Consider the following 21,307-nt stretch of genomic DNA (forward strand, 5'->3'; position numbering starts at 1 on the left):
TTGCTTCAGCAACTGTCGCTGCGCTCGCAATGACGGGAGGCTACAGCGGCCCGCCTCGATACTCCCGGTTCGCCAGGCTTGCCTCTTCCAGATCCAGATCCCGCTCGATCCGCCGCCGCGTCTCGTCGGTGATCTGGCCGTCGCGCAGCAGGTCGTGGATGAACTTGCGCTCGGCGTCGATCAGGTTGCGGGTCAGTGCGGTGCCGGCGGCGGAGACGTCGTGGTGGGCGGGGTCGAGCGAGTCAGGCAGCTGGTTGGCGCGGATCTCGTGGCGGGCGCGCAGGAGCTGCATTACCTCGTCGGAGACTTCCTTTTCCGCGGTGAGCGCATCCAGCGATCTCAGTGCGGCATCGAGCGCCTGGCGCCGGGCCGCGATCTCGGCCTCGTGCTCGGCGACATGCTCGTTGCGGCCGGCTTCGGCGACGCCGAGCCAGCGCACCACCGGCGGCAGCGTCAGGCCGACGCCGATCAGGGTGACGAAGATGACGCCGAAGGCGACGAACAGGATCAGGTCGCGATAGGGAAAGGCATCCCCATCAGGCAGCGTGAACGGCAGCGCCAGCGCGGCCGCCAGCGACACCGCGCCGCGCACGCCGGTGAAGGCGAGCACGAACGGCCATTGCCATGGCGGCGACGGATCGCGCTCACGCAGCGATTTGGAGAGGATTCGCGGCAGATAGGTCGCGGGATAAAGCCAGACAAAGCGCGCGGTCACGATGATCGTCAGCACGACGGCGGTCGCGATCAGGATGTCGTCGAGCGGAAACGCCTTCGACTTCTCGTAGAGCGCGCGCATCTGGAAGCCGGTGAGCAGGAACAGCAGGCCCTCGATCAGGTAGATGATGAGGTCCCAGAAGAAGATGCCCTGCAGGCGCGTCGCCGACGAGATCAGGAGCGGGCCGTTCCAGCTCACATAGAGGCCGCAGGCCACGGTCGCGATCACGCCGGAACCGCCGACATGCTCCGGCAGCCAGTAGGAGACGTAGGGCGTGATCAGCGACAGCGTCAGCTCGACCTGCGGGTCCCTGGACCATTTGCGGAAGCGAAGGGAGAGCCAGCCGACGCCGATACCGAAGGCAATCTCGCCGGCGACGATCAGCACAAACTCGCCGGCCGCCAGCGGCAGCGAGAAGTGCCCGACCATGATCGCGGCGAGCGCGAAGCGGTAGAGGATCAGCGCGGTGGCGTCGTTGGCGAGCCCTTCGCCTTCGAGGATGACGACGAGTCGGCGCGGCAGGTTCAGCCGACGCGCGATCGCGAGCGGCGCCACCACGTCGGGCGGCGCGACGATGGCCCCGAGCAGGAAACCCACGGTCAGGGGCAGGCCGATCAGATAGTGCGTGGCGGCTGCCACCATTGCCGCGGTGAAGATCACCGCGCCGACCGCCAGCAGCACGATCGGCCGCAGGTTCTTCCTGAACTCGCGCCAGCTCATGGCGACGCTCGCCGAGTAGATCAGCGGCGGCAGCACCATCAGCAGCACAAGTTCCGGCGGCAGCTCGACCGGCGGCATGCCCGGCACGAAGGCAAGACCGACGCCGGAGAGCATCAGCAGGATCGCAGGCGCGATGTTGAAACGGCGGGCGAGGAGGGCGGTGCCCGCCAGCACCGCGAGCAGGATGAGGAAAGTCTGGAATTTCGCTGCGATCATGACCTGTCTTGGCCCGGAAGCGGCCAAGAGGTCAATGTTTGGGCCTTACGCCAGCCGCTCTGCCACCATGCGTCCGATGCGGGCGAACGCGGCCTCGATCTGCGGGGCCGTCGGCGAGCCGCCCTGGGTGTAGGCTGCGATCAGGATCGGCGCATTGGGTTTGGGCCAGACGACGGCGATATCGCCCGACGCATCCTTGCCGTTGTTGCCGGTCTTGTCGCCGATCGTCCAGCTTGACGGCAGCCCGCCGCGCAGCCGGTTTGCGCCGGTCTTGCAGTTCACCATCCAGTCGGTGAGCTGGGCGCGCGAGGCCTGCGACAGCACCTCGCTCGTCACGAGCCGCCGCAGATTGCCTGCCATCGCCGCCGGTGTCGTGGTGTCTTGGGGATTGCCGGGCGGGGAGCGGTTGAGCTCGGGCTCGTTGTGGTCGAGCCGCGAGGTGGCGTCACCGAGCGATCGCCAGAATGCGGTGAGCGCGGCGGGGCCGCCGATCCGCGCCAGCAGCAGATTGGCGCAGGTGTTGTCGCTGAGTTCAACGATCGCCTTGCACATCTCGGCGACCGACATCTTGCCGGCCGCGAGATTCTGCTTGGCGACCGGCGCGTAGTCCAGCAGGTCGGCCTGGCCGTAGGGGATCATGGCGACAAGCTGCTCCTCGCCGCGATCGACCCGTGCCAGCACGCAGGCCGCAAGCGAAGCCTTGAAGGTCGAGCACATGACGAAGCGCTCGTCGGCGCGCCAGGCGAGCTTCTTGCTGGTCGCAAGATTCTCCGCGTAGAGCCCGATACGCCCGCCGCTTTCGCGCTCGTAGGCTTCGAGCTCCGGCGGCGCCTCCGCGGCAAGCGCGGGAGCAGCGGCGATCCAGCAGAGCGAGGCGAGCAAGGAGCGGCGATCGAGAGGCATGAGGGACTTTCGGGCGAGGGGAGGCAGGAAACGTAGCGTGCGCTTTTTCCGCGTCGTCATTGCGAGCGCAGCGAAGCAATCCAGAGGCTCTCCGCGGAGGGATTCTGGATTGCTTCGTCGCGAGGGCTCCTCGCAATGACGTGTGGCGAGAGTTGCGCTCGCAATCGCGGAGAGTGGCGAGCGAGTGCGTCCGATTTCAGGCGGTGGAGCGAGTAGCCCCTCAATCCCTCAGGTCGTACCGGTACGATTTCGACACGATCTGCCAGCCGTCGGCGAGCTTCATCGCCACCAGATAATCGGTGAAAAAGCGCGGCGGCAGCTGGCAGCGCACCTTGATGAAGGCGGTCTTGTCGTCGGAGCGGTCGATGGTGACGATGAAATCCTCGCGCGGCTTGCCTTCGGCCTTGCCGGAGGGACGCTTGCGCACGCGGTCGAGCCAGTCTGGTACGGTCAGGACCTGCAGCTCGCCCTTCTCGACCCAGCGCAGATCGGCGGAGGGATGGAAGATGGCGCCGAGCTTCTCGGCATCGCCCTCATAGAGCCCGTCAAAATAGGATTGCACGACGGCTTCGACGCTCGAACGGTTCTGGCTCATGGGTCATCCCTTTGAATGATGGCTGGGGGCGAACTTAGTCGTACAGTGCAAGATGCGCTATGGGTGTGTCAGCCATTTGCGCAGAGGCCTCGTCATGACCGGATCAGAAAATTCGAACGCTCGTATCCTGACCGGCGAATGCTATTGCCGCGCCGTGCGCTTCGAGGTGACCGACGCGTTCTCCTATGCGCTGAACTGTCATTGCTCGAACTGCCGCCGCACCACCGGGGCGGCCTTCAAGCCGTTCGCCGGTATCCCGCAGGACAAGCTCCGCATCGTTCGGGGCGGCGAGCAGCGGCTCATTTACGGGGACGAGGTCACCCATGACGCCCACTGCGCCCGATGCGGCTCGCTGCTCTATTCCCGGGTGCGCGAGGGGAAATGGGTCCATGTCGCCATGGGAACCCTGGTCGATGCCCCCTCGATCCGGCCGAGCGCCCACATTTTCGTGGGCTCGAAGGCGCCCTGGCACGAGATTACGGACGATCTGCCTCAATATCGGGGGCATATCGGCGATCCCTAGGGAACCCGGCCGTTTGGCGGCGAACCCCGACCGCGCTGGCGCGACAAACCAGAGGGAACCTTCGTTTTGTCGCCGGACGCCGCCTTCGTGACGTCGGTCACAAGCGCCGGTACCCGATCCTGCTAAAGCGGTCCCAAAGGCCCAGTCGGGTCCTGAACTTCGGAAGTCGTGTCATGCGCAGTTTGCTCAGACTTTGTCCGCTTCTCCTCGCCGCCGCGCTGGTGTTCGGCGCCGGGCCCGCTCACGCAGGTAAGCGCGTCGCTCTGGTCCTCGCCAATTCGGCCTACCAGCACGCGCCGTCGCTGGCCAATCCCGTCAACGACGGTGCGGTGATGGCGAAGACGCTGAAGGAGGCTGGTTTCGACGTCGTGGATTCCCGGCACGATCTGACCGCCCAGGATACCCGGCGCGTGCTGCGCGACTTTGCCGATGCGACCCGTACGGCTGATATCGCCGTGGTCTACTATGCCGGCCACGGCATCGAGGTCGAAGGCTCCAATTATCTGATCCCGGTCGACGCTAGGCTCGAGCGCGACACCGATGTTTACGACGAGGCGCTGTCGCTCGACCGGGTTCTGGTCGCGGTCGAGCCCGCCAAGCAGCTCCGCCTGGTGATCCTCGACGCCTGCCGCGACAATCCGTTCGGCAAGACCATGAAGCGCACGATCGCCTCGCGCGGCATCGGTCGCGGTCTCGCCCAGGTCGAACCGACCAGTCCCAATACGCTGATCGCCTATTCCGCGAAGGCCGGCTTCACGGCGCAGGACGGCGACGGCGCCAACAGCCCCTTCACGGTGGCGCTCTCCAAGCACCTGACGACGCCGGGCCTCGACGTCCGCCGTGCCTTCGGTTTCGTGCGCGACGACGTGCTCAAGTCGACCGGCAACAAGCAGGAGCCGTTCGTCTATGGCTCGCTCGGCGGCGACGATGTCCCGCTGGTGCCGGTCAAGGCGGTGGCCGCCGCACCGGCGGCGCCCGTCGCGAACCCGCAGGCCGATATCCGCCGCGACTACGAGCTCTCGCTCCAGGTCGGCAACAGGGCGGCGTGGGAAGCGTTCCTCGCCCAGCATCCCGACGGTTTCTATTCCAACCTCGCAAAACTCCAGCTCGAGAAGATCGGCGCCGAGCAGGCTCACGCGGCGGCGATCGAGAAGGCGAAGCAGGCCGAGGCCGAGCGCGACCGTCTCGCAGCCGTCGGCGCGCAGAAGGATGCGCAGGCCAGGGCCGCGGCCGATGCCAAGGCGGCCGAGCAGGCCCAGCTTGCCGCGCAGAAGGCCAAGGAGCAGGCGCAGCAGCAGGCCGCCGCCGCCGAGCAGCAGCGCGTCAATCTCGCCGCTGCCGCGCCGAGCACCGCGCCGGCCAGCACTGCGAGCCCGGCCGGTACCAACGTTGCCTCGCTGACGCCTGCGACTGCGCCGGCCGATCTCAGCCGCTCGGTGCAGACCGAGCTTGGCCGGGTCGGCTGCTTCTCGGGGCAGGCCGATGGCAACTGGAATACGTCTTCGCAGCGCTCGCTGTCGCAGTTCAACCGCTATGCCGGCACCAAGCTCGACGTGAAGGTCGCGAGCAGCGACGCGCTCGACGCGGTGAAGGCGAAGCCGTCACGCGTCTGCCCGCTGGTCTGCGAGCACGGCTTCAAGGTCGACGGCGACAAGTGCACCAAGATCGTCTGCCGCGAGGGCTTTGCGATCAACGACGACAATGAGTGCGAGAAGCAGCGCGCCGCCAAGCCGGCCAAGCCCGCAACGGCCAAGCGCGACGACAGCGAGGAGCGCCCTGCGCGGCAGCGTCGTCAGGCCGGCGGTGCGGCGGGCGAAGCGGCAGGCGGCTACGGAGCGGCTGCCGGCATCGCTGCCGCAGCCGGCGCCGGCCGTCGCTCGGGCGGCGGGCAGGTCTTCTGCAACAGCAGCGGGTGCCGTCCGGTCAGCCGCGGCTGCCATCTCGAATATCGCGGCGGCGGCGGCCCCGGCAACGATGCCAATGCCGAGGTGTGTTACTGAGGGAAACTCTCTGGGGTCGTCCCGGCGAAGGCCGGGACCCATACCCCCAGGGAAAAGTTTGGCGAAGACCGGCAATTAGAGATCTTCGCCTGTACTCGCACCGCTCGAATGCGAGGGATCACGCGGTATGGGTCCCGGCCTTCGCCGGGACGACGTCATGTCGCGATAGCGCTCGCCGCGATGTTCACCGTCAGCGCCAGCAAGGCCGTGTTGTAGATGAAGGACACGATGCCGTGGGCGGTGGCGGTGCGGCGGATGGTCTTGTCGGTGATGCCGACGTCGGAGACCTGCGCGGTCATGCCGATGACGAAAGAGAAATAGACGAAGTCCCAATAGTCCGCGTGGACTTCCTTGTCGCCGCTTGGAAACTGCAGGCCGCCCGGCTTGGCGTCGCGGTAATAATCATGAGCGTAATGCAGCGCGAAGGTGGTGTGCACGGTGGCCCATGACAGCGCGATCGTGGTGATCGCGACGGTCAGCTCCAGCACGCCGCGATGCGGCGTGCCGAGCTCGGAGACGATCGCCGCGATACTGGCGAAGGCGCCGATGGCCGTCACCAGCAGGATCACGAAGCGGCCGTCGTCCTGCATCGCCGCGGCGCGGCGGATGTGCTGGTGGTCGTTGCACAGCATCATCGCATAGACCAGCACGAGATAGACCGTGATCAGCGCATCCCAGCCGAACAACAGCCGCGTCACCAGCCGGTGCGAGCCCGGCAGCAGCAGGGCGACCAGGATGCCCGCCGCGAGCGCGATGAAGGTCCGCGGCCGCGCATAGATCAGCCGCACCGGCCGCGACATCTTGCGGAAGCGGACGAGGACGGGATCGTCTTTGCCCTCGGCCGCCATCGGGATGCGCTAGTTCTTCCGCTCGGCGACGAAGCGCGCGGCGGCTTGCAGCACGGCGGCGCGGTCGCCGAAGATCGAGACGGCGCTGTCGGCGCGCGCGAGCAGGTCGCGGACGCGCTGCTTGGCACCGTCGATGCCGAGCTGGGTGACGAAGGTGGTCTTGCCGAGCGCGGCATCGGCGCCGGCCGGCTTGCCGAGGGCGGCGGCATCGCCTTCGACGTCGAGCAGGTCGTCGGCGATCTGGAAGGCTTCGCCGAGCGCGCGGCCGTAATCGTCGAGCGCCTGATATTCCTTCTGCGAGGCCTGGCCGAGGATCGCGCCGGCGATGCAGCCGTAACGCAAGAGCGCGCCGGTCTTCATCTGCTGAATGCGCGCGACGTCGATCGGCTCGTTGCCGCCGAAGCGGCCTTCGCCGGCGAGATCGAGGATCTGGCCGCCGACCATGCCGCCGATGCCGGCGCAGCGCGCCAGCGCGCGCGTCAGGAGCAGCCGCACATTGGCGTCGCGATGGATCTCGTCCCGGGTGACGATGTCGAAGGCGAGTGTGAGCAGACCGTCACCGGCGAGGATCGCGGTGGCGTCGTCGGTGTGCTTGTGCAGGGTCGGGCGGCCGCGGCGCAGGTCCGAATTGTCCATCGCCGGCAGATCGTCGTGGATCAGCGAATAGCAGTGGATGCATTCGAGCGCGGCGCCGACGAGCAGCGCGGCCTCGCGGGGAACGCCGAACACGGCGGCGCTCTCGACCACCAGGAACGGCCGCAGGCGCTTGCCGCCGTTCAGGCTGGAATAGCGCATTGCGTCCATCAGTCGCTTGGGCCGGGCGATCTCATCGTGCAGGATGTCGTCCGTGAGCAGGCGCCCGAGCAGCGCTTCGGTGTCATCAGCGGTCTTGTCCAGACGTTTGGCGAAATCGGACGGGGACGTGCCGGTCATCAAGAAAGGCTCCAGAACTAAAATTCGGCGGGACAATCCTTTATGCGCCCGCCCCAGTCAATCGTTTGGAAGGCCTAAAAAGTGCTGGAAAAGGCCCGAATTATCACAGACTTAATGGTCCAGCCCGTGGCCGCGGTTCAGTTTGCGCCGGAAAGGTCGATTTGCGCATCGTCAAAATCCTGCTGGTGGCGCTCGCGGTCGTGGTCCTCGCGCCCTATCTGATCGCGCCGTTCTACCGCGCCGGCCACCCGGTTTCGACGCTGATGGCCTGGCGCAGTTTGCGGGGCGCACCGATGCAGCGGGAGTGGATCGACCTGGCCGACATGTCGCCCTATCTGCCGCGCGCGGTGGTGGCGGCCGAGGATGCCCATTTCTGCAAGCATCACGGCATCGATTGGGGCGCGCTGCGCGAGGCGATCGACGATGCGAAGGAGGATGGCACCCCGTTCCGGGGCGCCTCCACCATCACCCAGCAGGTGGCGAAAAACCTGTTCCTCTGGCAGGGGCGGGATTTCGTCCGCAAGGCGCTGGAATTCCCGCTGGCGCTGTGGATCGACCTGGTCCTGCCGAAGCCCCGGATCCTGGAAATTTACCTCAACATCGCCGAGCTCGGCCCGCAGGGCCAGTTCGGGGTCGAGACCGCCAGCGCCTATGCCTTCGGCAAGTCGGCCGAGAACCTCTCCCCCCGGGAGGCGGCCCTTCTGGCCTCGATCCTGCCGAATCCGGTCAAACGCAGCGCCCGGACCCCGGGACCGGGTGTCCGGCGGCTGGCGGCCACCTATATGGCGCGGGGGCAGGCCAGCTCATTGGTCACCTGTTGGCGCGAAAATCGCTGATTTCGGGCCCTTTTCGGGCGCATTTTCCGGCCCAAGAGCCTAGCTTTACGGTCGGCCTTCCTCTATAAGCGCGGCCTTGATCGGCATTCAGCTCGCCCCGTATTGCGGGTGCTGAGCCGTCCCTCGGGGACGATGCCCTGATGACACCAATCCCTAGAGGATATTGAAATGGCCGTTCCGAGAAGAAAAACCTCGCCGTCGCGTCGTGGCATGCGCCGCTCGGCAGACGCCATCAAGAAGCCGACCTATGTGGAAGACAAGGACTCCGGCGAGCTCCGTCGTCCGCACCATCTCGACCTCAAGACCGGCATGTACAAGGGCCGGCAGGTCCTGAAGAAGAAAGAGTCCTGAGAACGGACTGTTTCTTTGGGCGGGTTATCCTCAATCAGGATGACGTGAGCCGCCTGATTTCGGCCAACCCATGAGATATGACAGTGACGGCGGCGGAGCTAATGCTTCGCCGCCGCATTGTCCTGTCTGCATATCTTGATCGAGAAGGCGTTTTGCCGATGGTCGGTTTCCCGCTGCTCCTGATTCCGCTCGCGGTCTACAACATCATCGCCTTCCTGATGCCCAGCGTGTCCTTTACGGACGTGCTGTTCAAGGTGCCGATGATCACGGGCGAGACCTGGCCGGTCACGCTCGCCGACCTCCTGCTTGCGCTCGGCGTCGTGCTGCTGCTGCTCGAGGTGGTCAAGGGCGCGCGGCCTGGCTCGAAATTCCTGATGGATCATCTGCTGTCGCTGATCATCTTCGGCGCGGCCGCCGCCGAATTCGTGATGTGGCCGAAATTCGGCAACTCCACCTTTTTCCTGCTGGTGCTGCTTTCGATGGCCGATTTCCTCGGCGGCATCGCCCAGCGCACGCGCCGCCGCGTCACCTATGTCGCCGAGACCACGGTGCCGGCGCCGCGCAAGGCCAAGCGCCGGGCTGACCCGCCGGCGGACGATGTGGCACCCGAACCCACGTTCGAGCCTTTGACGAAGGTGGAGCCGGTGGTGCCGCCCGCACCTTCCGCGCAGTCGGTCGCCGAATCCGTTTTGATGGATCATCCGGCGCCGAAGCCTGTGCCGAGCATTCCGCCGTCGCCGGAAATCCCCTCGCCGCATCTGCAGCCGGGCAACGGCACGCCACCCTCGCCCGATACGCCGCGCTGATCAGTCTTAGGCCACCTGCCGCGTGCGGGCGCTGACGCTCGGAAGCGGGAGCTTGCTGCCATAGGCGATGCGCGCGTCCTCGGAGGAGGCGCGGCGGAGCCGGCTGGTCTGCGGCACGTGCTCGGCATTGGCGATCAACTGGGTGACGAAGCTCGGATCGGGGCGGGGCAGCGGCACCTTGTGGAGCCATTGCACAGTCGGGACCAGCGGCACCAGGGCCGTGCCCATGCTGCCTGCCAATTGGTCCGATCGATCAGTACTCAACATCGCGATCACCGTTGATCCGGCAGATAGTGTCGCGTTTCGGGACGCGGGCGCCGGTTGCGTGTCAGTACTCGCAAGGCCTATGCCGGAGGGGCCGATTTGGTTCCCACCTCGCTTCACAACGTGGTTTCCAAATTGTTTATCAACTTTGCCTAGGGTCGGGGGCGAATCTAGCCGTATCCTGTGCCGGCTCAGGACTCCCCGCTGTCCCGAAACGAGGCGATTTTGACCCCCGCATTGCCGCAAGCCTCCGACATTCTGGCCGCGCTCGGTCAGGCCGTGTTCGCCTGGGACATCGCCAGTGACGTCATCGTCTGGGGCGAGCAGGTCGGTGCCGTCTTCCCAACCATCCCCGCCGAGCGGCTCGCGACCGGTTCCGAATTCGCCAAGCTGATCGAGCCTGCGCAGTCGCTGCGGACCGCCGCCCTGGCGCAGACCTCCGCCGTCCACGGCGCCGACGGCACGCCCTACCGGGTCGAGTACGGCGTGCGCATGAGCGCCTCCGATCCCGTGGTCTGGGTCGAGGAGACCGGCCGCTGGTTCGCCGGCCCTGACGGCCGCCCCACGCGCGCGATCGGCTCCGTCCGCATCAACAATGAGCGCCACGCCCGCGACGAGGAGCTGGCCAAGCTCGCCCGGCTCGATCCGCTGACCGGCGAGCTCAACCGCTCGCATCTGGTCGCGGCGCTGGCCGAGGCGATCGAGGAGACCACCCGCTTCCGCTCGACAGCGGCCTTCATGCTGGTCGGCATCGATCATCTCGCCCGCGTCAACGATGCCTTCGGCTTCGACGTTGCCGATGCCGTGATCCTCGACATCGCCAAGCGCATCCGTGCGCGCCTGCGCGGCGGCGATGTGCTCGGACGCTTCTCCGGCAACAAGTTCGGCCTGATCCTGAAGAACTGCACCACCGACGACATGAACGTCGCCGCCGAGCGCTTCCTCGCCGGCATCCGCGACGAGGTGGTGCCGACCAAATCCGGTCCGGTCTCGGTCACTGCGTCGATCGGCGCGGTGAGCCTGCCGCGTTATGCCCGCAACACCGACGAAGCGGTCAATCGCGCCCATGAGACGCTCGACGCCGCCAAGCGCCGCCGCGCCGGCTCGTTCGCGGCCTGGCGTCCGGATGCCACGCGCGATGCGCAGCGCCGCGTCAACATCCGCGTCACCGACGAGATCGTCACCGCGCTGAACGAGCGCCGCATCAAGCTCGCCTACGAGCCTGTCGTGTCGGCCGTCTCGCGCGAGCGGGCCTTCCACGAATGCCTGGTGCGGATGGACCAGGGCGACGGCCAGGTGCTGCTCGCACCCGACATCGTGCCGGTCGCCGAGCGGCTCGGCCTGATCCGCCTCGTCGATCATCGCGTGCTCGAGCTCGTGGTCGCCGAGCTCGCGGCCGCGCCCGACGTCAGCCTCAGCCTCAACATCTCGCCTGATACCACCATGGATCCGGATTGGTGGGCGAGCATCGAATCGCTGATGCGAGCGCATCCCGGCGTCGCCGAGCGGCTGATTGTCGAGATCACCGAGACCGTCGCGATCCAGGATATCGACGACGTCCGCGGCTTCGTCACGCGGCTGAAGAATTTCGGCAGCCGCATCGCCATCGACGATTTCGGGGCTGGTTACACCTCGTTCCGGAACCTGCGCAAGCTCGGCGTCGACATCGTGAAGATCGACGGCGCCTTCGTGCAGAACATCACGCACTCCGCCGACGACCGCGCCTTCGTGCAGACGCTGATCGACCTCGCCCGCCGCCTCGACATCAAGACCGTCGCCGAATGGGTGCAGGACGATGACGCCGCCAACATGCTGCGCGACTGGGGCTGCGACTACATCCAGGGCCGCCTGATCGGCCTCGCCTCAGCCGACCGCCCCTGGGGCGCGCCGGCCGAGAATGCGCTGCCTGCGGCAGGCTGAGATGCCGTAGGGTGGGCAAAGGCGCGAAGCGCCTGCCCACCATCTCTCTCCAACTCAGGCAGATCGTGGGCACGGCGCAAGTGCGCCTTTGCCCACCCTACAATAGTGCGCGTGGGGGCAACTCTCCCTTCCGTCATTGCGAGCGCAGCGAAGCAATCCAGAATCTTTCCGCGGTGGCAGGCTGGATTGCTTCGCTGCGCTCGCAATGGACGGTGCGGCACCTACGCCACGCAAATCCCGGCGACCGCGACCTTCTGGAACAGATGCGGGCTTGCGACGGCCGACGCCGGATAGTCCGCGATCTTGGCGCGGAATTCCGGGTGGGTGAACGCCGCGCGGAAAAGCGCATTGGATTCCCACACCGCGTAATTGAGATAGGTCGGATTGTCGCCGACGGCGCGGTGGAGCTGGGTCGAGATGAAACCCGGCTGCCGCTTCATGAAGGCGGCATCGTCCTGCCATCCCTTCAGGAAGGCTTGTTCGTCGGCCGCATCGAGCGTGAACAGGTTCACCAGCACCACGGGGCCGGCATCGAGCGCGATCTGGCGGTCGATCGGGAAGGTTGGGTCGAGCGGACGCATCTGGGGCATGGCATCACTCCGTGTAAATTGGTATCATCATGTCAATTCGACATGGTGTGACATAGATAATTGACATCATGATGTCAATATAGGGCGATCATTACAAATGACCAGAACCAAGCGGACCCCGGCCGGCGACGCCCTGACCGGCTTCATCCTCGACCTGTTCCGGGCCAACGGCCTGCTGCTGACCGCCGGCGACCGGCTGGTCGCCTCGCTCGGCCTCACCAGCGCGCGCTGGCAGATTCTGGGGACCATCGTCGACGCCGAGCGCCCCGAGCCGGTGGCCTGGCTGGCGCGCAATCTCGGCGCCAACCGCCAGAACGTGCAGCGCATCGTCAACGACCTCGAGCGCGATGGCCTCGTCGCGTTCGAGACCAATCCGCATCACCGTCGGGCGCAGCTCGTGGTGCTCACCGACAAGGGCAAGCAGGTCTACGATGCCGCCGGCCGCTTGCAGTCGCCATGGGTCAATGGCCTCGCGGACGGCTTGTCGGTGAAGGAGATCGAGACGGCCCATCGCGTGATCGGCGCGCTGCGCGATCGGCTTGAAGGGAGCGGCGAGGGGTAATCGCATCTGCCCGCGCTTCTTGCGCAGGCGCCGTAGGGTGGGTTAGCCGAAGGCGTAACCCACCATTCTACTATCCGCATGGAGAGAGAAGAGGTGGATTACGCCAGCGGACTGCGCTTCGCGCAGCCGCGGACTAATCCACCCTACGAAGCTACGCCCCTTCATCCAGCGCCACCAGCTCGCGCTTCTTGCGCAGTGACGGCAGCAGCGGCGCGATCAGCAGCACCAGCGCCAGCATCAGGCACGCCGCCGAGATCGGCCGCTGCACGAAGGTCCAGAGGTCGCCCTGCGACAGGATCAGCGACTTGCGCAGATTGTTCTCCAGCATCGGGCCGAGTACGAAGGCGAGCACCAGCGGCGCCGGCTCGTAGCCGAGCTTGCGCATGAAATAGCCGATGATGCCGAAGGCGATCATCACATAGACGTCGAACACGTTGTTGCTCGAGCAATAGACGCCGAGGATCGTGAACAGGATGATCAGCGGGAACAGGATGTTGTAGGGCAGCTTCAGGAGCTGCACCCACATGCCGATCATCGGCAGGTTCAGGATCAGCAGCATGACGTTGCCGATATACATGCTGGCGACGATGCCCCAGAACAGGCCGGGATTTTGCGTGATCAGCAGCGGGCCCGGCTGCAGGCCGTGGATGACGAACGCCCCGAGCAGCAGCGCCATCACCACGTTCGGCGGGATGCCCAGCGTCATCAGCGGAATGAACGCGCCACCGGCGGCGGCGTTGTTGGCGGATTCGGGGCCCGCAACGCCCTCGATTGCGCCGTGACCAAAACGCTCCGGCGTTTTCGACAGCCGCTTCTCTAGCGCATAGGACGCGAACGAGGCGACCACGGCACCGCCGCCCGGCAGGATGCCGAGCAGGAAGCCGAGCAGGGTGCCGCGCGTCACGGGGCCGGCGCTCGCCTGCCAGTCCTCCTTGTTGGGCAGAAGCTGGGTGATTTTGGCATTGATGATGTCGCGCTTGATCGCCTGCTCGGTGTTGAGGAGCACCTCGGCGACGCCGAACAGGCCCATCACCACCGGCACGAGGCCGATGCCGTCGATCAGCTCCATGCGGCCGAAGGTGAGACGCGGCTGCGCCGTGATGCTGTCGAGCCCGATCAACCCGAGCACGACGCCGATGCAGGCCATCAGCAGCGCCTTCGGCATCGAGCCCTGGGTCAGGAAGGTGAGCACCACGAGGCCGAGCACCATCAGGCTGAAATACTCGGCCGGACCGAACGCGATCGCGATGCTGGCAAGCCGTGGCGCCACCAGCATCAACGCGACCAGCGCGAAGGTGCCGGCGATGAAGGAGCCGAAGGCGGAGATGCCGAGCGCGGGACCGGCGCGGCCCTGCTTGGCCATCTGGTGGCCGTCGATGCAGGTGACGACGGAGGCCGCTTCGCCGGGGATGTTGACCAGGATCGATGTGGTCGAGCCGCCATACATCGAACCGTAGTAGATGCCGGCCATCATGATGATTCCGGATTCCGGCGTGCCCGACAGCGTCACGGGCAACAGCAGCGACATCGCCGAGATCGGTCCGATGCCGGGCAACACGCCGACCAGCGTGCCGATGAAGACGCCGATGAAACAATAGAGCAGGTTGATTCCGGTCAGAGCGACGCCGAAACCATGGGCGACATTGGCGAGTGTATCCATGGGTCAGCCGATCCCGAACAGGCCGGAGGGCAGCTGGATCAGCAGCAGCCGCTTGAGCACCCACCACATGCCCGTCGGCACCAGCACGGCGATCGGGATCGCCAGCGTCCAGCGCACGGGATCGATCAGGCGCAACAACAGCAGCATCAGCGGGATCGATGATAGCAGGAATCCCAGCGGCTCGAGCGCGAAGGAGAATGCGGTGAGGCAGGCGATGACGAGCAGCGGCTTGCTCCAGCGCGCGTTCTCCCAGCGCGAGGCCAGCGTCGGCCCGCCCTCGGTGATCGCCGAGATGATGATGGAGGCCGCGAACACGCACATCAGGATGCCCGTGTAGAACAGCACGTAACCGGAGCCGGGATCGTTGATGGTGCCGAGCTTGAGCTTCAATCCCTGCCAGATTACGAAGCCGCCGAGCGCCAGCCCGATCAGGCCGCCCCAGAGTTCGGAGTTGTTGAGGCGGAGTTTGACGTTGGTTTGGTCGTTCATCGCGATCCTCTCGTGCCCCGGACGCAGCGCAGCGCGAAGTGGTGCGCTGCAGAGCCGGGGCCCATGAGTGTGGACGAAAAAAGGTGGGTCCCGGCTCTGCGCAGCAGCGTTTCACGCTGCAGCGCGTCCGGGACACAGAGGTGGCTCAGTCCTACTTCTTCGCCAGCCCGAGCGTGTCGATCACCTTGCGCTCGGACTCGGTGACCTCGACGACGAATTTCTTGTAGTCCTCGGTGTTCTTGTAGTTCGGCACCATGTCGTATTTGGCGAGCGTCGCGATCACCGCGGGGTCCTCGACCGCCTTCTTGAAGGCGTCGTGCAGCTTGGCGACGATCTTTGGATCCATGCCCTTCGGGCCGGCGACGCCGAACGGGGAATCATAGACCATGGGATAGCCGAGCTCCTTCAGCGTCGGCACGTCGGGGTAATTTGGCGACCGTGCGCCGGTCCACACCATCAGCAGTTTTAGCTTGCCGGCATCGACCAGCGGCCGCCACCCCGTCGAATCCGCCTGCAACATGGTGTGCTGGCCGAGCACGGCCGCGTTTGTCTCGGCGCCGCCCTTGAACGGCACCTGCGTGAGCTTGATGCCGGACATCGCCGCAATCTGCTCCATGCCGATATGCAAGGAGGTGCCGGTGCCTGGTGTCGCGTAGGTCACCTTGCCCGGGTTCGCCTTCGCGAAATCGACGACGTCCTTCCAGGACTTGAACTGCGACTCCGCGCTGGTGGTCACGCCGAACGTGTAGCCGGTGAGGTGAATGATGTAACTGAAGTCCTTGGCCGGATCCCACGATACTTCCTGCATCAGGGGCAGGCGGAACACCGTGATCGGGATCTGCGCGATGGTGTAGCCGTCGGGCTTGGCGGCCGCCGCCATGGTCGCGGGACCCACGGTGCCGCCGCCGCCGGCCTTGTTGTCGATCACGATCGGCTGCCCCAGCACCTTCGAGGCGCTGTCGGCGATCGCGCGCATGGAGATGTCGGTCGATCCGCCGGCCGGCCACGGCACGATCAGCGTGATGGGTTTGCTGGGATAGTCCTGCGCACCGGCGGCCGTTGCGAGCAGCATCCCTGCGGCTTGCACGGCGGCAAAGGCAATCGTCTTCAGCCCAAATCGCGACATCGAAACACCTCCCTCGCAGCGGTCTCGCTGAACCGCCGTTTCTCATTGTTATGAGGGGATTGTCCCCGAAATCATCGGAGAAGAAAAGCGCATTGCGCCGGTCGCGCGCGGGGGCGCCGCGGCGATCCCCGCGGAAACGCGACGTGCGACAATTGGTCGTTTGGAGACGTGCCGAGAGGCGGAATTTGAGGCCCGAAAGACCTTACGCCACGCGCCGGACCGCGCTCAGCGTCTCGATGGTGCGGCCGACCTCGGCGGCCGGGCAGGGCTTGCCGAAATAATAGCCCTGCACCGCGGTGCAGCCGCATTCGCGCACGAAGTCGAGCTGCTCCTCGGTCTCCACACCCTCGGCCGTGGTCTCGACGCCGAGCACGGAGCCGAGGCTGGCGATGGTGCGGACGATGGCGACGCTCTCCGGGCTTTCGCCGAGCGTGCCGACGAAGGAGCGGTCGATCTTGATGCGGTCGAACGGAAACTTGCGCAGATAGCTCAGCGAGGAATAGCCGACGCCGAAATCGTCGAGGCTGACGCGCACACCCAGCGCGCGGAGCTGATGCAGGATCTCGATGGTTGCCTCGCTGTCGTCGAGCAGGGCCGTCTCGGTGACCTCGAGCTCGAGCCGTTGCGGCGGCAGGCCGGCTTCCGCCAGCGCGCTCGTGACCAGCGCCACCAGCCCGCGGGAGCGGAATTGCACCGGCGACAGGTTCACCGCGACGGTGACGTCGGGCCAGGAGGCTGCCGTGGCGCAGGCCGTGCGCAGCACCCATTCGCCGATCGGGACGATCAGCCCGTTCTCTTCCGCGATCGGAATGAACTCGGCGGGCGAGACGAAGCCGCGCGACGGATGCTTCCAGCGCAGCAGCGCCTCGAAGCCGGTGAGCTCGGACGAATCCAGCCGCATCTGCGGCTGGAACACCAGATGGAACTGGTTGGCCTCCAGCGCGCCGCGCAGGTCGTGCTCGAGCGCATGCCGGCTGCGCGCTTCTTCTTCCATCTCCGGCTCGAACAGCTGGTAGGCGCCGCGCCCCCTGGCCTTGGCCTGGTACAGCGCAAGATCGGCGCACTTCATCAGCTCGTCGGCGTCCAGGCCGTGATCGGGTGCGATCGCGATGCCGACGGAGACGCCGACATGGATCGCCTGGCTCTCCAGCGGCGGCGGATGACCGATGATCTCGACCAGGCGGCGGGCGAGCCGTTCGGCCGCTTGCGGCTGCGGTCCGCGCTGAAGCACCGCGAATTCGTCGCCGCCGAGGCGCGCGACGGTGTCGTGCTCGCCGACATTCTCCTTCAGGCGCGCCGCGACCCAGCGCAGCAGGCGGTCACCGGCGGCGTGGCCGAGGCGGTCGTTGACGGTCTTGAAATTGTCGAGGTCGAAGCAGAGCACGGCCATCGCGCCGCCGGCGATCGCGACCTGGTTCAATCCCTCACCCATCTTCTCGCGGAACAGGGTGCGGTTGGGCAGGTCAGTCAGGGAATCGTGCCGCGCCATGTGCGCGACGCGGGCCTGGGCCTTGTGGCGCTCGGTGACGTCTTCATAGGTGACGACCCAGCCGCCATGCTCCATCCGCTTGTGGTTGAGCTTGATGATGCGGCCGTCGCTTAAGTGACGGTGCAGCGTGTGCTCGCCCTCGCGCAGCCGCTCGACATAGTCGGCGTAGATCTTCGCGGCCGTGGTGTTCGGATGGATGCCGAGGTCGCAGCTGTGCTCCATGATCTCGCGCATCGTCACGCCCGGCTTCACGATGTCCGGCGACAGCCCGTACATCTCGATGTAGCGGCGGTTGCAGACGATCACGCGCAGGCTCGAATCGAGCATGCACAGGCCCTGGCTCATGTTGTTCAGCGCCGCGTCGAAGCGCCGATACTGCTCGCTCAGCTCCTCGACCGCGTGCTCGCGCTCGGTGATGTCCTCATAGGTGGCGACGAAGCCGCCTTCGGCCAGCGCGCAGTAGCGGACCGAGATCACGGTGTCGTTCGACATGCGCCGCCGCATCGGCGAGCAGTCGCGGCTCGCGATCCGCGCGCGGGCGGATTCCAGAATCTGCTGCGGGCTGTATTCGGAGGCGAACGCGCCGTTCGCCATCGATCGCTCGATCAGCTCGGCGAGATGCGTGCCGGGCCGGGTCTCCTCCTGCGACAGGTGGTAGATGGCGCGGTAGGTGGTGTTGCAGACGCGCAGGCGCATGTCGCTGTCGTAGAAGGCGAGCCCGTGCGCCATGTTCTCCAGCGCCGCGTCGAGGATGAAGTTCTGCTGCCTGAGCGTTTCCTCGTATTGCAGCCGTTCGGTGACGTCTTCGTGCACCGTCACCCAGCCGCCGTCGGGAAGGAAGCGGGAGACTGCCTGCACCATCCGTCCGTCGTAGCGCATGACCAGGAGAGTTTTCGCCTTCCTGTCGCGCACATCTTCGAGCCTGGTGCTGCGGAATTCGTCGGCCGGTACGCCCGGCAGATTGCCGCGCGAGAGCCAGTGTTCGATGGCCGCATCGTGCGTGATGCCGGGCCTCACGATCGCGGGGTCGAGATTGTAGAGCTTCAGGAAGCGCTCGTTGCAGACCACGACGCGGCTGTTGGCGTCATACATGATGAGGCCGTGCGACATGTTGGCGAGCGCATGCTGGCTGCGCTCCGTCTGCACGCGCAATTCGGCTTCGAGCCGGGCGAGGCGGCTGACATCGTCGCAGATCGTCATCCAGCCGCCGCCGGGGAGCGGCTTCAGCTCCAGCGACATCACGAGGCCGCTCGCCAGCCGCTGCTCGGTCCGGAACGGTTTGCCGCCGGCGATCTGCGCGATCCGCGCCGAATACAGCGCGTCGATCTCGCTCTCCGGAAAGTTGCCGCGCATCGCACTGTGGGCCAGCACTTCGCGATAGCTGGTGCCGACGTGCACGACGTCGTCCGACATGTCGAACAGGCTGAGGTAACGCTGGTTGACCAGCACGATCCTGTTGTCGGCGTCGTAGACGCAGACGCCCTGCTCCATGCGATCGAGCGCAAGCTGACTCAGCGCAACCAGGGCCTGCGGGCCCTGCTCGCGGCTTGCACCAAGCTCGTTGTCGCAGGTCGACGTCATGGGATCGGCGTGATCTCGGCGGGCAATAGACTTAACGCAACGTAATTCCGCCACCGAGCGTAGCGAAGAGGCGGGAAAATTCCCTTAAGCGCGTTAGTTTACGGAGGGTGACTCGCGATGGAGAGAGATCGCTTCGCGCGCGCGAATGATGAGGGGCGTGCAAGCCAGAGTTGGCCGGGACGGCGATGAGTATGGGATAACCTACGGCCCGTACAGCACCAGCTCCGTGTCGGTGAGATCGCCGAGTTGCGGCCGGTGCGGGCCCTTGAAATATTTGCGGCCGCGCCGCTCCGTATAAATACCGGCGAGGCCGGGAATCGGGCCGTTGGCGTCGACGGCCACCGCGATCTTGCCGAGTCGCAGCAGCAGCCGGCCGATGCGGCCGGCGCATTCGGCGTATTCGGCGGCGCTGCGGCAGTAGATCAGCTTCATCGCGGGCGGCGCGATGAAGCCGCGACGGATGCGCACCGGTTGCAGGATGAAGGGGAACGTTCCCTTCGGCGTGCGGCAGACGACGCTGAGGCAATTGTAGCGCGCATGCCGCGTCAGGATCTCGGTCTCGTCCGGAGAGAGCCCGTCGATCGTCTTGGCGTGCTGGGAGATCACCTCGATCTTGCTCCAGCGCGGGGCGCGCGCCAGCGCGGGCACCGAGAAGAAGATGCCGCGGCAGTAATTGCGGAAGCCCTGGGCCTCGATGATCGGCCAGGTCCACGGCGCCGGGCTGATGTTGAGATAGGTGACGTCCTTGTGCCGCTGCGCGACCTTGGTCAGGAACGGCGCGTAGTTGCGGTAGGCCGCGTCGACATACCAGCTCGACAGATTGCACTGGATGGCGGTCTCTTCGCCGTGCTTTCGCGTCGTGTAGATCAGCAGCAGCACGCCGACGGGCTCGCCGTCATTGTCGAGCATGTAGCCGAAGCGCGGATAACCCTCCGGTACGGGCCGGAAGGCCTGCCGGCGCAGGCCCTGCATCCAGTATTCGCGTGAGCGGCCGACGAAGCCGCGCGTCAGCAAGTCCGCGATCTTCTCGACGTCGGACTCGGTGATCTCGCGGCAACGGACCTTGGTATGGATCACGCTCGTCTTGCCCGTGGAAATGGTCGGCCTCGTCTGATCTAACGTTTCAGCATCATGTTTCCGGAAGACCGCTTCGCGCGTTTCGCCATGCGGTCCTCCGAATGCGCTAGCGCCAGCCTTCGCCATGGGCTTCAGCCGCGGCCTGCGGCTGCAGGCCCAGCATGTCCCGCACCTTGGCGGGCCAGGCGGAGAGGTCGGTGCCGTGGGTGTGGAACATGGCGACGGCCAGGCGGTCCATGCCGAAGGCGACGCAGCCGGTGTGAGCCGGCTCGCCATTCGCGTCCTGGATGCCCCAGGTCGTGCCGAAATGCTCGCGGTGATAGTTGAAGCTCATGCAGGCGGTCGGCTGTTCTTCCGAGCGCAGCGGGATCAGGAGCTCGAATTTGAGCTGCTGCTGCTTCTGGCTCACCGCCTTCATCTGGCCGACGCGGCCGAAGAAGGGATCGCTGGCATAGTCGACACGGAAGGTGAGGCCGAGGTCGGTCGCGATTTTCTGCGCACGCACCATCCAGCGCTCGCGGAAATCGGCGACGTCGTCGGGCGTGCCGATGCAGACATATTCGCGCATCCGGAACGATTGCAGCCGGTCGAGATGCTTGGACGGCTCGCGGCGGAAGCAGTCGGCGGCGACGTCGAAGCGCAGGCCTCCCTTCGGCAGCTGGCCGCGGCTCGCCGCGATCGGGTAGACCGGATAGCAGGCGGCGGGTGAAAGCACGAGGTCGGCCGGCGACAGCGACGTGGTCCAATCGCCGCCGGCATCGAAGCGGCTCACGGCGGCGTTGATCTCGCGCTCGGTGCCGTGCAGGCCGCAGACGCAGCCGAGCAGGTTCGGAAAGCTCTTGAGATAGCCGGACTTCTCCAGCTGCGCGCGGCTCATCACCGGCGGGAAGCGCAGCGCTTCGGTGCCGGCTTCGCGATGGCTGGTGATCAGCGCGGCGAGCTTTTCGACGATGCCTTCATAGAGAGCGGTGCGGGCGTAGACGCCGTCCGAGCCCATGCGGTGGAACAGCTTGTCGGCGAGATGATCGAGCGGATCTGCGATCTGCGGCGCGGTCGTCGGCGAGTCGGGAAGGACGGCAATATTCATGGGATGATGTCCTGCT

At 66.1% G+C, this 21,307-nt stretch carries 20 protein-coding genes; 7 read left to right on the forward strand and 13 right to left on the reverse strand.

The features are described 5' to 3' along the window. Positions 1 to 40 precede the first annotated feature (40 nt). From JQ617_RS37385 to JQ617_RS37395, 3 genes are all read right to left on the reverse strand, one after another. Positions 41 to 1,651 carry a Na+/H+ antiporter gene (locus JQ617_RS37385; protein ID WP_249157833.1) on the reverse strand — a complete coding sequence of 537 codons (1,611 nt, stop codon included), beginning with the start codon at positions 1,649 to 1,651 and terminating at the stop codon, positions 41 to 43. Between the two features lie 45 nt (positions 1,652 to 1,696). Continuing rightward, positions 1,697 to 2,554: a class A beta-lactamase gene (gene bla, locus JQ617_RS37390; protein WP_212030712.1), complete on the reverse strand. Its 858-nt coding sequence runs from the start codon at positions 2,552 to 2,554 to the stop codon at positions 1,697 to 1,699. Positions 2,555 to 2,774: 220 nt separating this feature from the next. Then, on the reverse strand, positions 2,775 to 3,149 hold the full coding sequence (locus tag JQ617_RS37395) for a nuclear transport factor 2 family protein (protein WP_063686144.1): 375 nt from the start codon (positions 3,147 to 3,149) through the stop codon (positions 2,775 to 2,777). A gap of 94 nt (positions 3,150 to 3,243) precedes the next feature. Here JQ617_RS37395 and JQ617_RS37400 point away from each other — a divergent pair, with 94 nt between their 5' ends. Both JQ617_RS37400 and JQ617_RS37405 read left to right on the forward strand, forming a co-directional pair. Then, complete coding sequence (locus tag JQ617_RS37400; protein ID WP_212030713.1) at positions 3,244 to 3,672, forward strand: GFA family protein; 429 nt, start codon at positions 3,244 to 3,246, stop codon at positions 3,670 to 3,672. A 173-nt stretch (positions 3,673 to 3,845) separates the two neighbouring features. Then, positions 3,846 to 5,672: a caspase family protein gene (locus JQ617_RS37405; protein WP_212030714.1), complete on the forward strand. Its 1,827-nt coding sequence runs from the start codon at positions 3,846 to 3,848 to the stop codon at positions 5,670 to 5,672. A 155-nt stretch (positions 5,673 to 5,827) separates the two neighbouring features. Here the strand turns inward: JQ617_RS37405 and JQ617_RS37410 are convergent, their stop codons facing one another. Both JQ617_RS37410 and JQ617_RS37415 read right to left on the reverse strand, forming a co-directional pair. Then, entirely contained in the window at positions 5,828 to 6,520 is a 693-nt protein-coding gene (locus tag JQ617_RS37410; protein WP_212030715.1) for a DUF1345 domain-containing protein, read from the reverse strand. Between the two features lie 9 nt (positions 6,521 to 6,529). Then, positions 6,530 to 7,453 carry a polyprenyl synthetase family protein gene (locus tag JQ617_RS37415; RefSeq protein WP_063686152.1) on the reverse strand — a complete coding sequence of 308 codons (924 nt, stop codon included), beginning with the start codon at positions 7,451 to 7,453 and terminating at the stop codon, positions 6,530 to 6,532. A gap of 161 nt (positions 7,454 to 7,614) precedes the next feature. On the opposite strand from JQ617_RS37415, the gene mtgA reads away from it, so the two are divergent. From mtgA to JQ617_RS37430, 3 genes are all read left to right on the forward strand, one after another. Continuing rightward, positions 7,615 to 8,289, forward strand: a complete 675-nt coding sequence (mtgA, locus tag JQ617_RS37420; RefSeq protein WP_063686154.1) for a monofunctional biosynthetic peptidoglycan transglycosylase — start codon at positions 7,615 to 7,617, stop codon at positions 8,287 to 8,289. Positions 8,290 to 8,457: 168 nt separating this feature from the next. Then, positions 8,458 to 8,640 carry a 50S ribosomal protein L32 gene (rpmF, locus tag JQ617_RS37425; RefSeq protein WP_007598106.1) on the forward strand — a complete coding sequence of 61 codons (183 nt, stop codon included), beginning with the start codon at positions 8,458 to 8,460 and terminating at the stop codon, positions 8,638 to 8,640. Positions 8,641 to 8,798: 158 nt separating this feature from the next. After that, the gene (locus JQ617_RS37430; RefSeq protein WP_063686156.1) at positions 8,799 to 9,446 is read left to right on the forward strand and encodes a hypothetical protein; all 648 of its coding nucleotides are present in this window, start codon (positions 8,799 to 8,801) and stop codon (positions 9,444 to 9,446) included. Positions 9,447 to 9,452: 6 nt separating this feature from the next. Here the strand turns inward: JQ617_RS37430 and JQ617_RS37435 are convergent, their stop codons facing one another. Then, on the reverse strand, positions 9,453 to 9,713 hold the full coding sequence (locus tag JQ617_RS37435) for a hypothetical protein (protein ID WP_212030716.1): 261 nt from the start codon (positions 9,711 to 9,713) through the stop codon (positions 9,453 to 9,455). A gap of 222 nt (positions 9,714 to 9,935) precedes the next feature. On the opposite strand from JQ617_RS37435, the gene JQ617_RS37440 reads away from it, so the two are divergent. After that, positions 9,936 to 11,630 carry a bifunctional diguanylate cyclase/phosphodiesterase gene (locus tag JQ617_RS37440; protein WP_212030717.1) on the forward strand — a complete coding sequence of 565 codons (1,695 nt, stop codon included), beginning with the start codon at positions 9,936 to 9,938 and terminating at the stop codon, positions 11,628 to 11,630. A gap of 221 nt (positions 11,631 to 11,851) precedes the next feature. Here JQ617_RS37440 and JQ617_RS37445 read toward each other — a convergent pair whose 3' ends face one another. Then, entirely contained in the window at positions 11,852 to 12,220 is a 369-nt protein-coding gene (locus tag JQ617_RS37445; RefSeq protein WP_212030718.1) for an antibiotic biosynthesis monooxygenase family protein, read from the reverse strand. 97 nt (positions 12,221 to 12,317) lie between these two features. Between JQ617_RS37445 and JQ617_RS37450 the strand changes: the two genes are divergently transcribed. After that, positions 12,318 to 12,782 (forward strand): MarR family winged helix-turn-helix transcriptional regulator, encoded by a 465-nt coding sequence (locus tag JQ617_RS37450; protein ID WP_212030719.1) that lies wholly within the window; start codon positions 12,318 to 12,320, stop codon positions 12,780 to 12,782. Between the two features lie 151 nt (positions 12,783 to 12,933). Here JQ617_RS37450 and JQ617_RS37455 read toward each other — a convergent pair whose 3' ends face one another. The 6 genes from JQ617_RS37455 to JQ617_RS37480 form a co-directional block, all read right to left on the reverse strand. After that, positions 12,934 to 14,442 carry a tripartite tricarboxylate transporter permease gene (locus JQ617_RS37455; RefSeq protein ID WP_212030720.1) on the reverse strand — a complete coding sequence of 503 codons (1,509 nt, stop codon included), beginning with the start codon at positions 14,440 to 14,442 and terminating at the stop codon, positions 12,934 to 12,936. A gap of 3 nt (positions 14,443 to 14,445) precedes the next feature. Further along, positions 14,446 to 14,931: a tripartite tricarboxylate transporter TctB family protein gene (locus JQ617_RS37460; RefSeq protein WP_212030721.1), complete on the reverse strand. Its 486-nt coding sequence runs from the start codon at positions 14,929 to 14,931 to the stop codon at positions 14,446 to 14,448. A gap of 151 nt (positions 14,932 to 15,082) precedes the next feature. After that, a complete protein-coding gene (locus JQ617_RS37465) occupies positions 15,083 to 16,057 on the reverse strand; it encodes a tripartite tricarboxylate transporter substrate binding protein (RefSeq protein WP_212030722.1) in 975 nt (324 codons plus the stop codon). 202 nt (positions 16,058 to 16,259) lie between these two features. After that, positions 16,260 to 19,127 (reverse strand): PAS-domain containing protein, encoded by a 2,868-nt coding sequence (locus tag JQ617_RS37470; RefSeq protein ID WP_212030723.1) that lies wholly within the window; start codon positions 19,125 to 19,127, stop codon positions 16,260 to 16,262. Between the two features lie 201 nt (positions 19,128 to 19,328). Beyond that, complete coding sequence (locus tag JQ617_RS37475; RefSeq protein ID WP_212030724.1) at positions 19,329 to 20,204, reverse strand: acyl-CoA acyltransferase; 876 nt, start codon at positions 20,202 to 20,204, stop codon at positions 19,329 to 19,331. A 106-nt stretch (positions 20,205 to 20,310) separates the two neighbouring features. Beyond that, the gene (locus JQ617_RS37480; protein ID WP_212030725.1) at positions 20,311 to 21,291 is read right to left on the reverse strand and encodes an amino acid--[acyl-carrier-protein] ligase; all 981 of its coding nucleotides are present in this window, start codon (positions 21,289 to 21,291) and stop codon (positions 20,311 to 20,313) included. Between the last annotated feature and the right edge of the window lie 16 nt (positions 21,292 to 21,307).

It is taken from the genome of Bradyrhizobium sp. KB893862 SZCCT0404 (assembly GCF_018130885.1).
GTDB lineage: Bacteria > Pseudomonadota > Alphaproteobacteria > Rhizobiales > Xanthobacteraceae > Bradyrhizobium > Bradyrhizobium stylosanthis.

Coding starts and splice junctions, on each gene's coding strand:
- JQ617_RS37395 (WP_063686144.1), bottom strand. CDS start 3,149: ATGAGCCAGAACCGTTCGAGCGTCGAAGCCGTCGTGCAATCCTATTTT.
- JQ617_RS37470 (WP_212030723.1), bottom strand. CDS start 19,127: ATGACGTCGACCTGCGACAACGAGCTTGGTGCAAGCCGCGAGCAGGGC.
- JQ617_RS37385 (WP_249157833.1), bottom strand. CDS start 1,651: ATGATCGCAGCGAAATTCCAGACTTTCCTCATCCTGCTCGCGGTGCTG.
- JQ617_RS37415 (WP_063686152.1), bottom strand. CDS start 7,453: ATGACCGGCACGTCCCCGTCCGATTTCGCCAAACGTCTGGACAAGACC.
- JQ617_RS37445 (WP_212030718.1), bottom strand. CDS start 12,220: ATGCCCCAGATGCGTCCGCTCGACCCAACCTTCCCGATCGACCGCCAG.
- JQ617_RS37400 (WP_212030713.1), top strand. CDS start 3,244: ATGACCGGATCAGAAAATTCGAACGCTCGTATCCTGACCGGCGAATGC.
- JQ617_RS37455 (WP_212030720.1), bottom strand. CDS start 14,442: ATGGATACACTCGCCAATGTCGCCCATGGTTTCGGCGTCGCTCTGACC.
- JQ617_RS37480 (WP_212030725.1), bottom strand. CDS start 21,291: ATGAATATTGCCGTCCTTCCCGACTCGCCGACGACCGCGCCGCAGATC.
- JQ617_RS37450 (WP_212030719.1), top strand. CDS start 12,318: ATGACCAGAACCAAGCGGACCCCGGCCGGCGACGCCCTGACCGGCTTC.
- rpmF (WP_007598106.1), top strand. CDS start 8,458: ATGGCCGTTCCGAGAAGAAAAACCTCGCCGTCGCGTCGTGGCATGCGC.
- JQ617_RS37465 (WP_212030722.1), bottom strand. CDS start 16,057: ATGTCGCGATTTGGGCTGAAGACGATTGCCTTTGCCGCCGTGCAAGCC.
- bla (WP_212030712.1), bottom strand. CDS start 2,554: ATGCCTCTCGATCGCCGCTCCTTGCTCGCCTCGCTCTGCTGGATCGCC.
- JQ617_RS37435 (WP_212030716.1), bottom strand. CDS start 9,713: ATGTTGAGTACTGATCGATCGGACCAATTGGCAGGCAGCATGGGCACG.
- JQ617_RS37405 (WP_212030714.1), top strand. CDS start 3,846: ATGCGCAGTTTGCTCAGACTTTGTCCGCTTCTCCTCGCCGCCGCGCTG.
- JQ617_RS37460 (WP_212030721.1), bottom strand. CDS start 14,931: ATGAACGACCAAACCAACGTCAAACTCCGCCTCAACAACTCCGAACTC.
- JQ617_RS37410 (WP_212030715.1), bottom strand. CDS start 6,520: ATGGCGGCCGAGGGCAAAGACGATCCCGTCCTCGTCCGCTTCCGCAAG.
- JQ617_RS37430 (WP_063686156.1), top strand. CDS start 8,799: ATGGTCGGTTTCCCGCTGCTCCTGATTCCGCTCGCGGTCTACAACATC.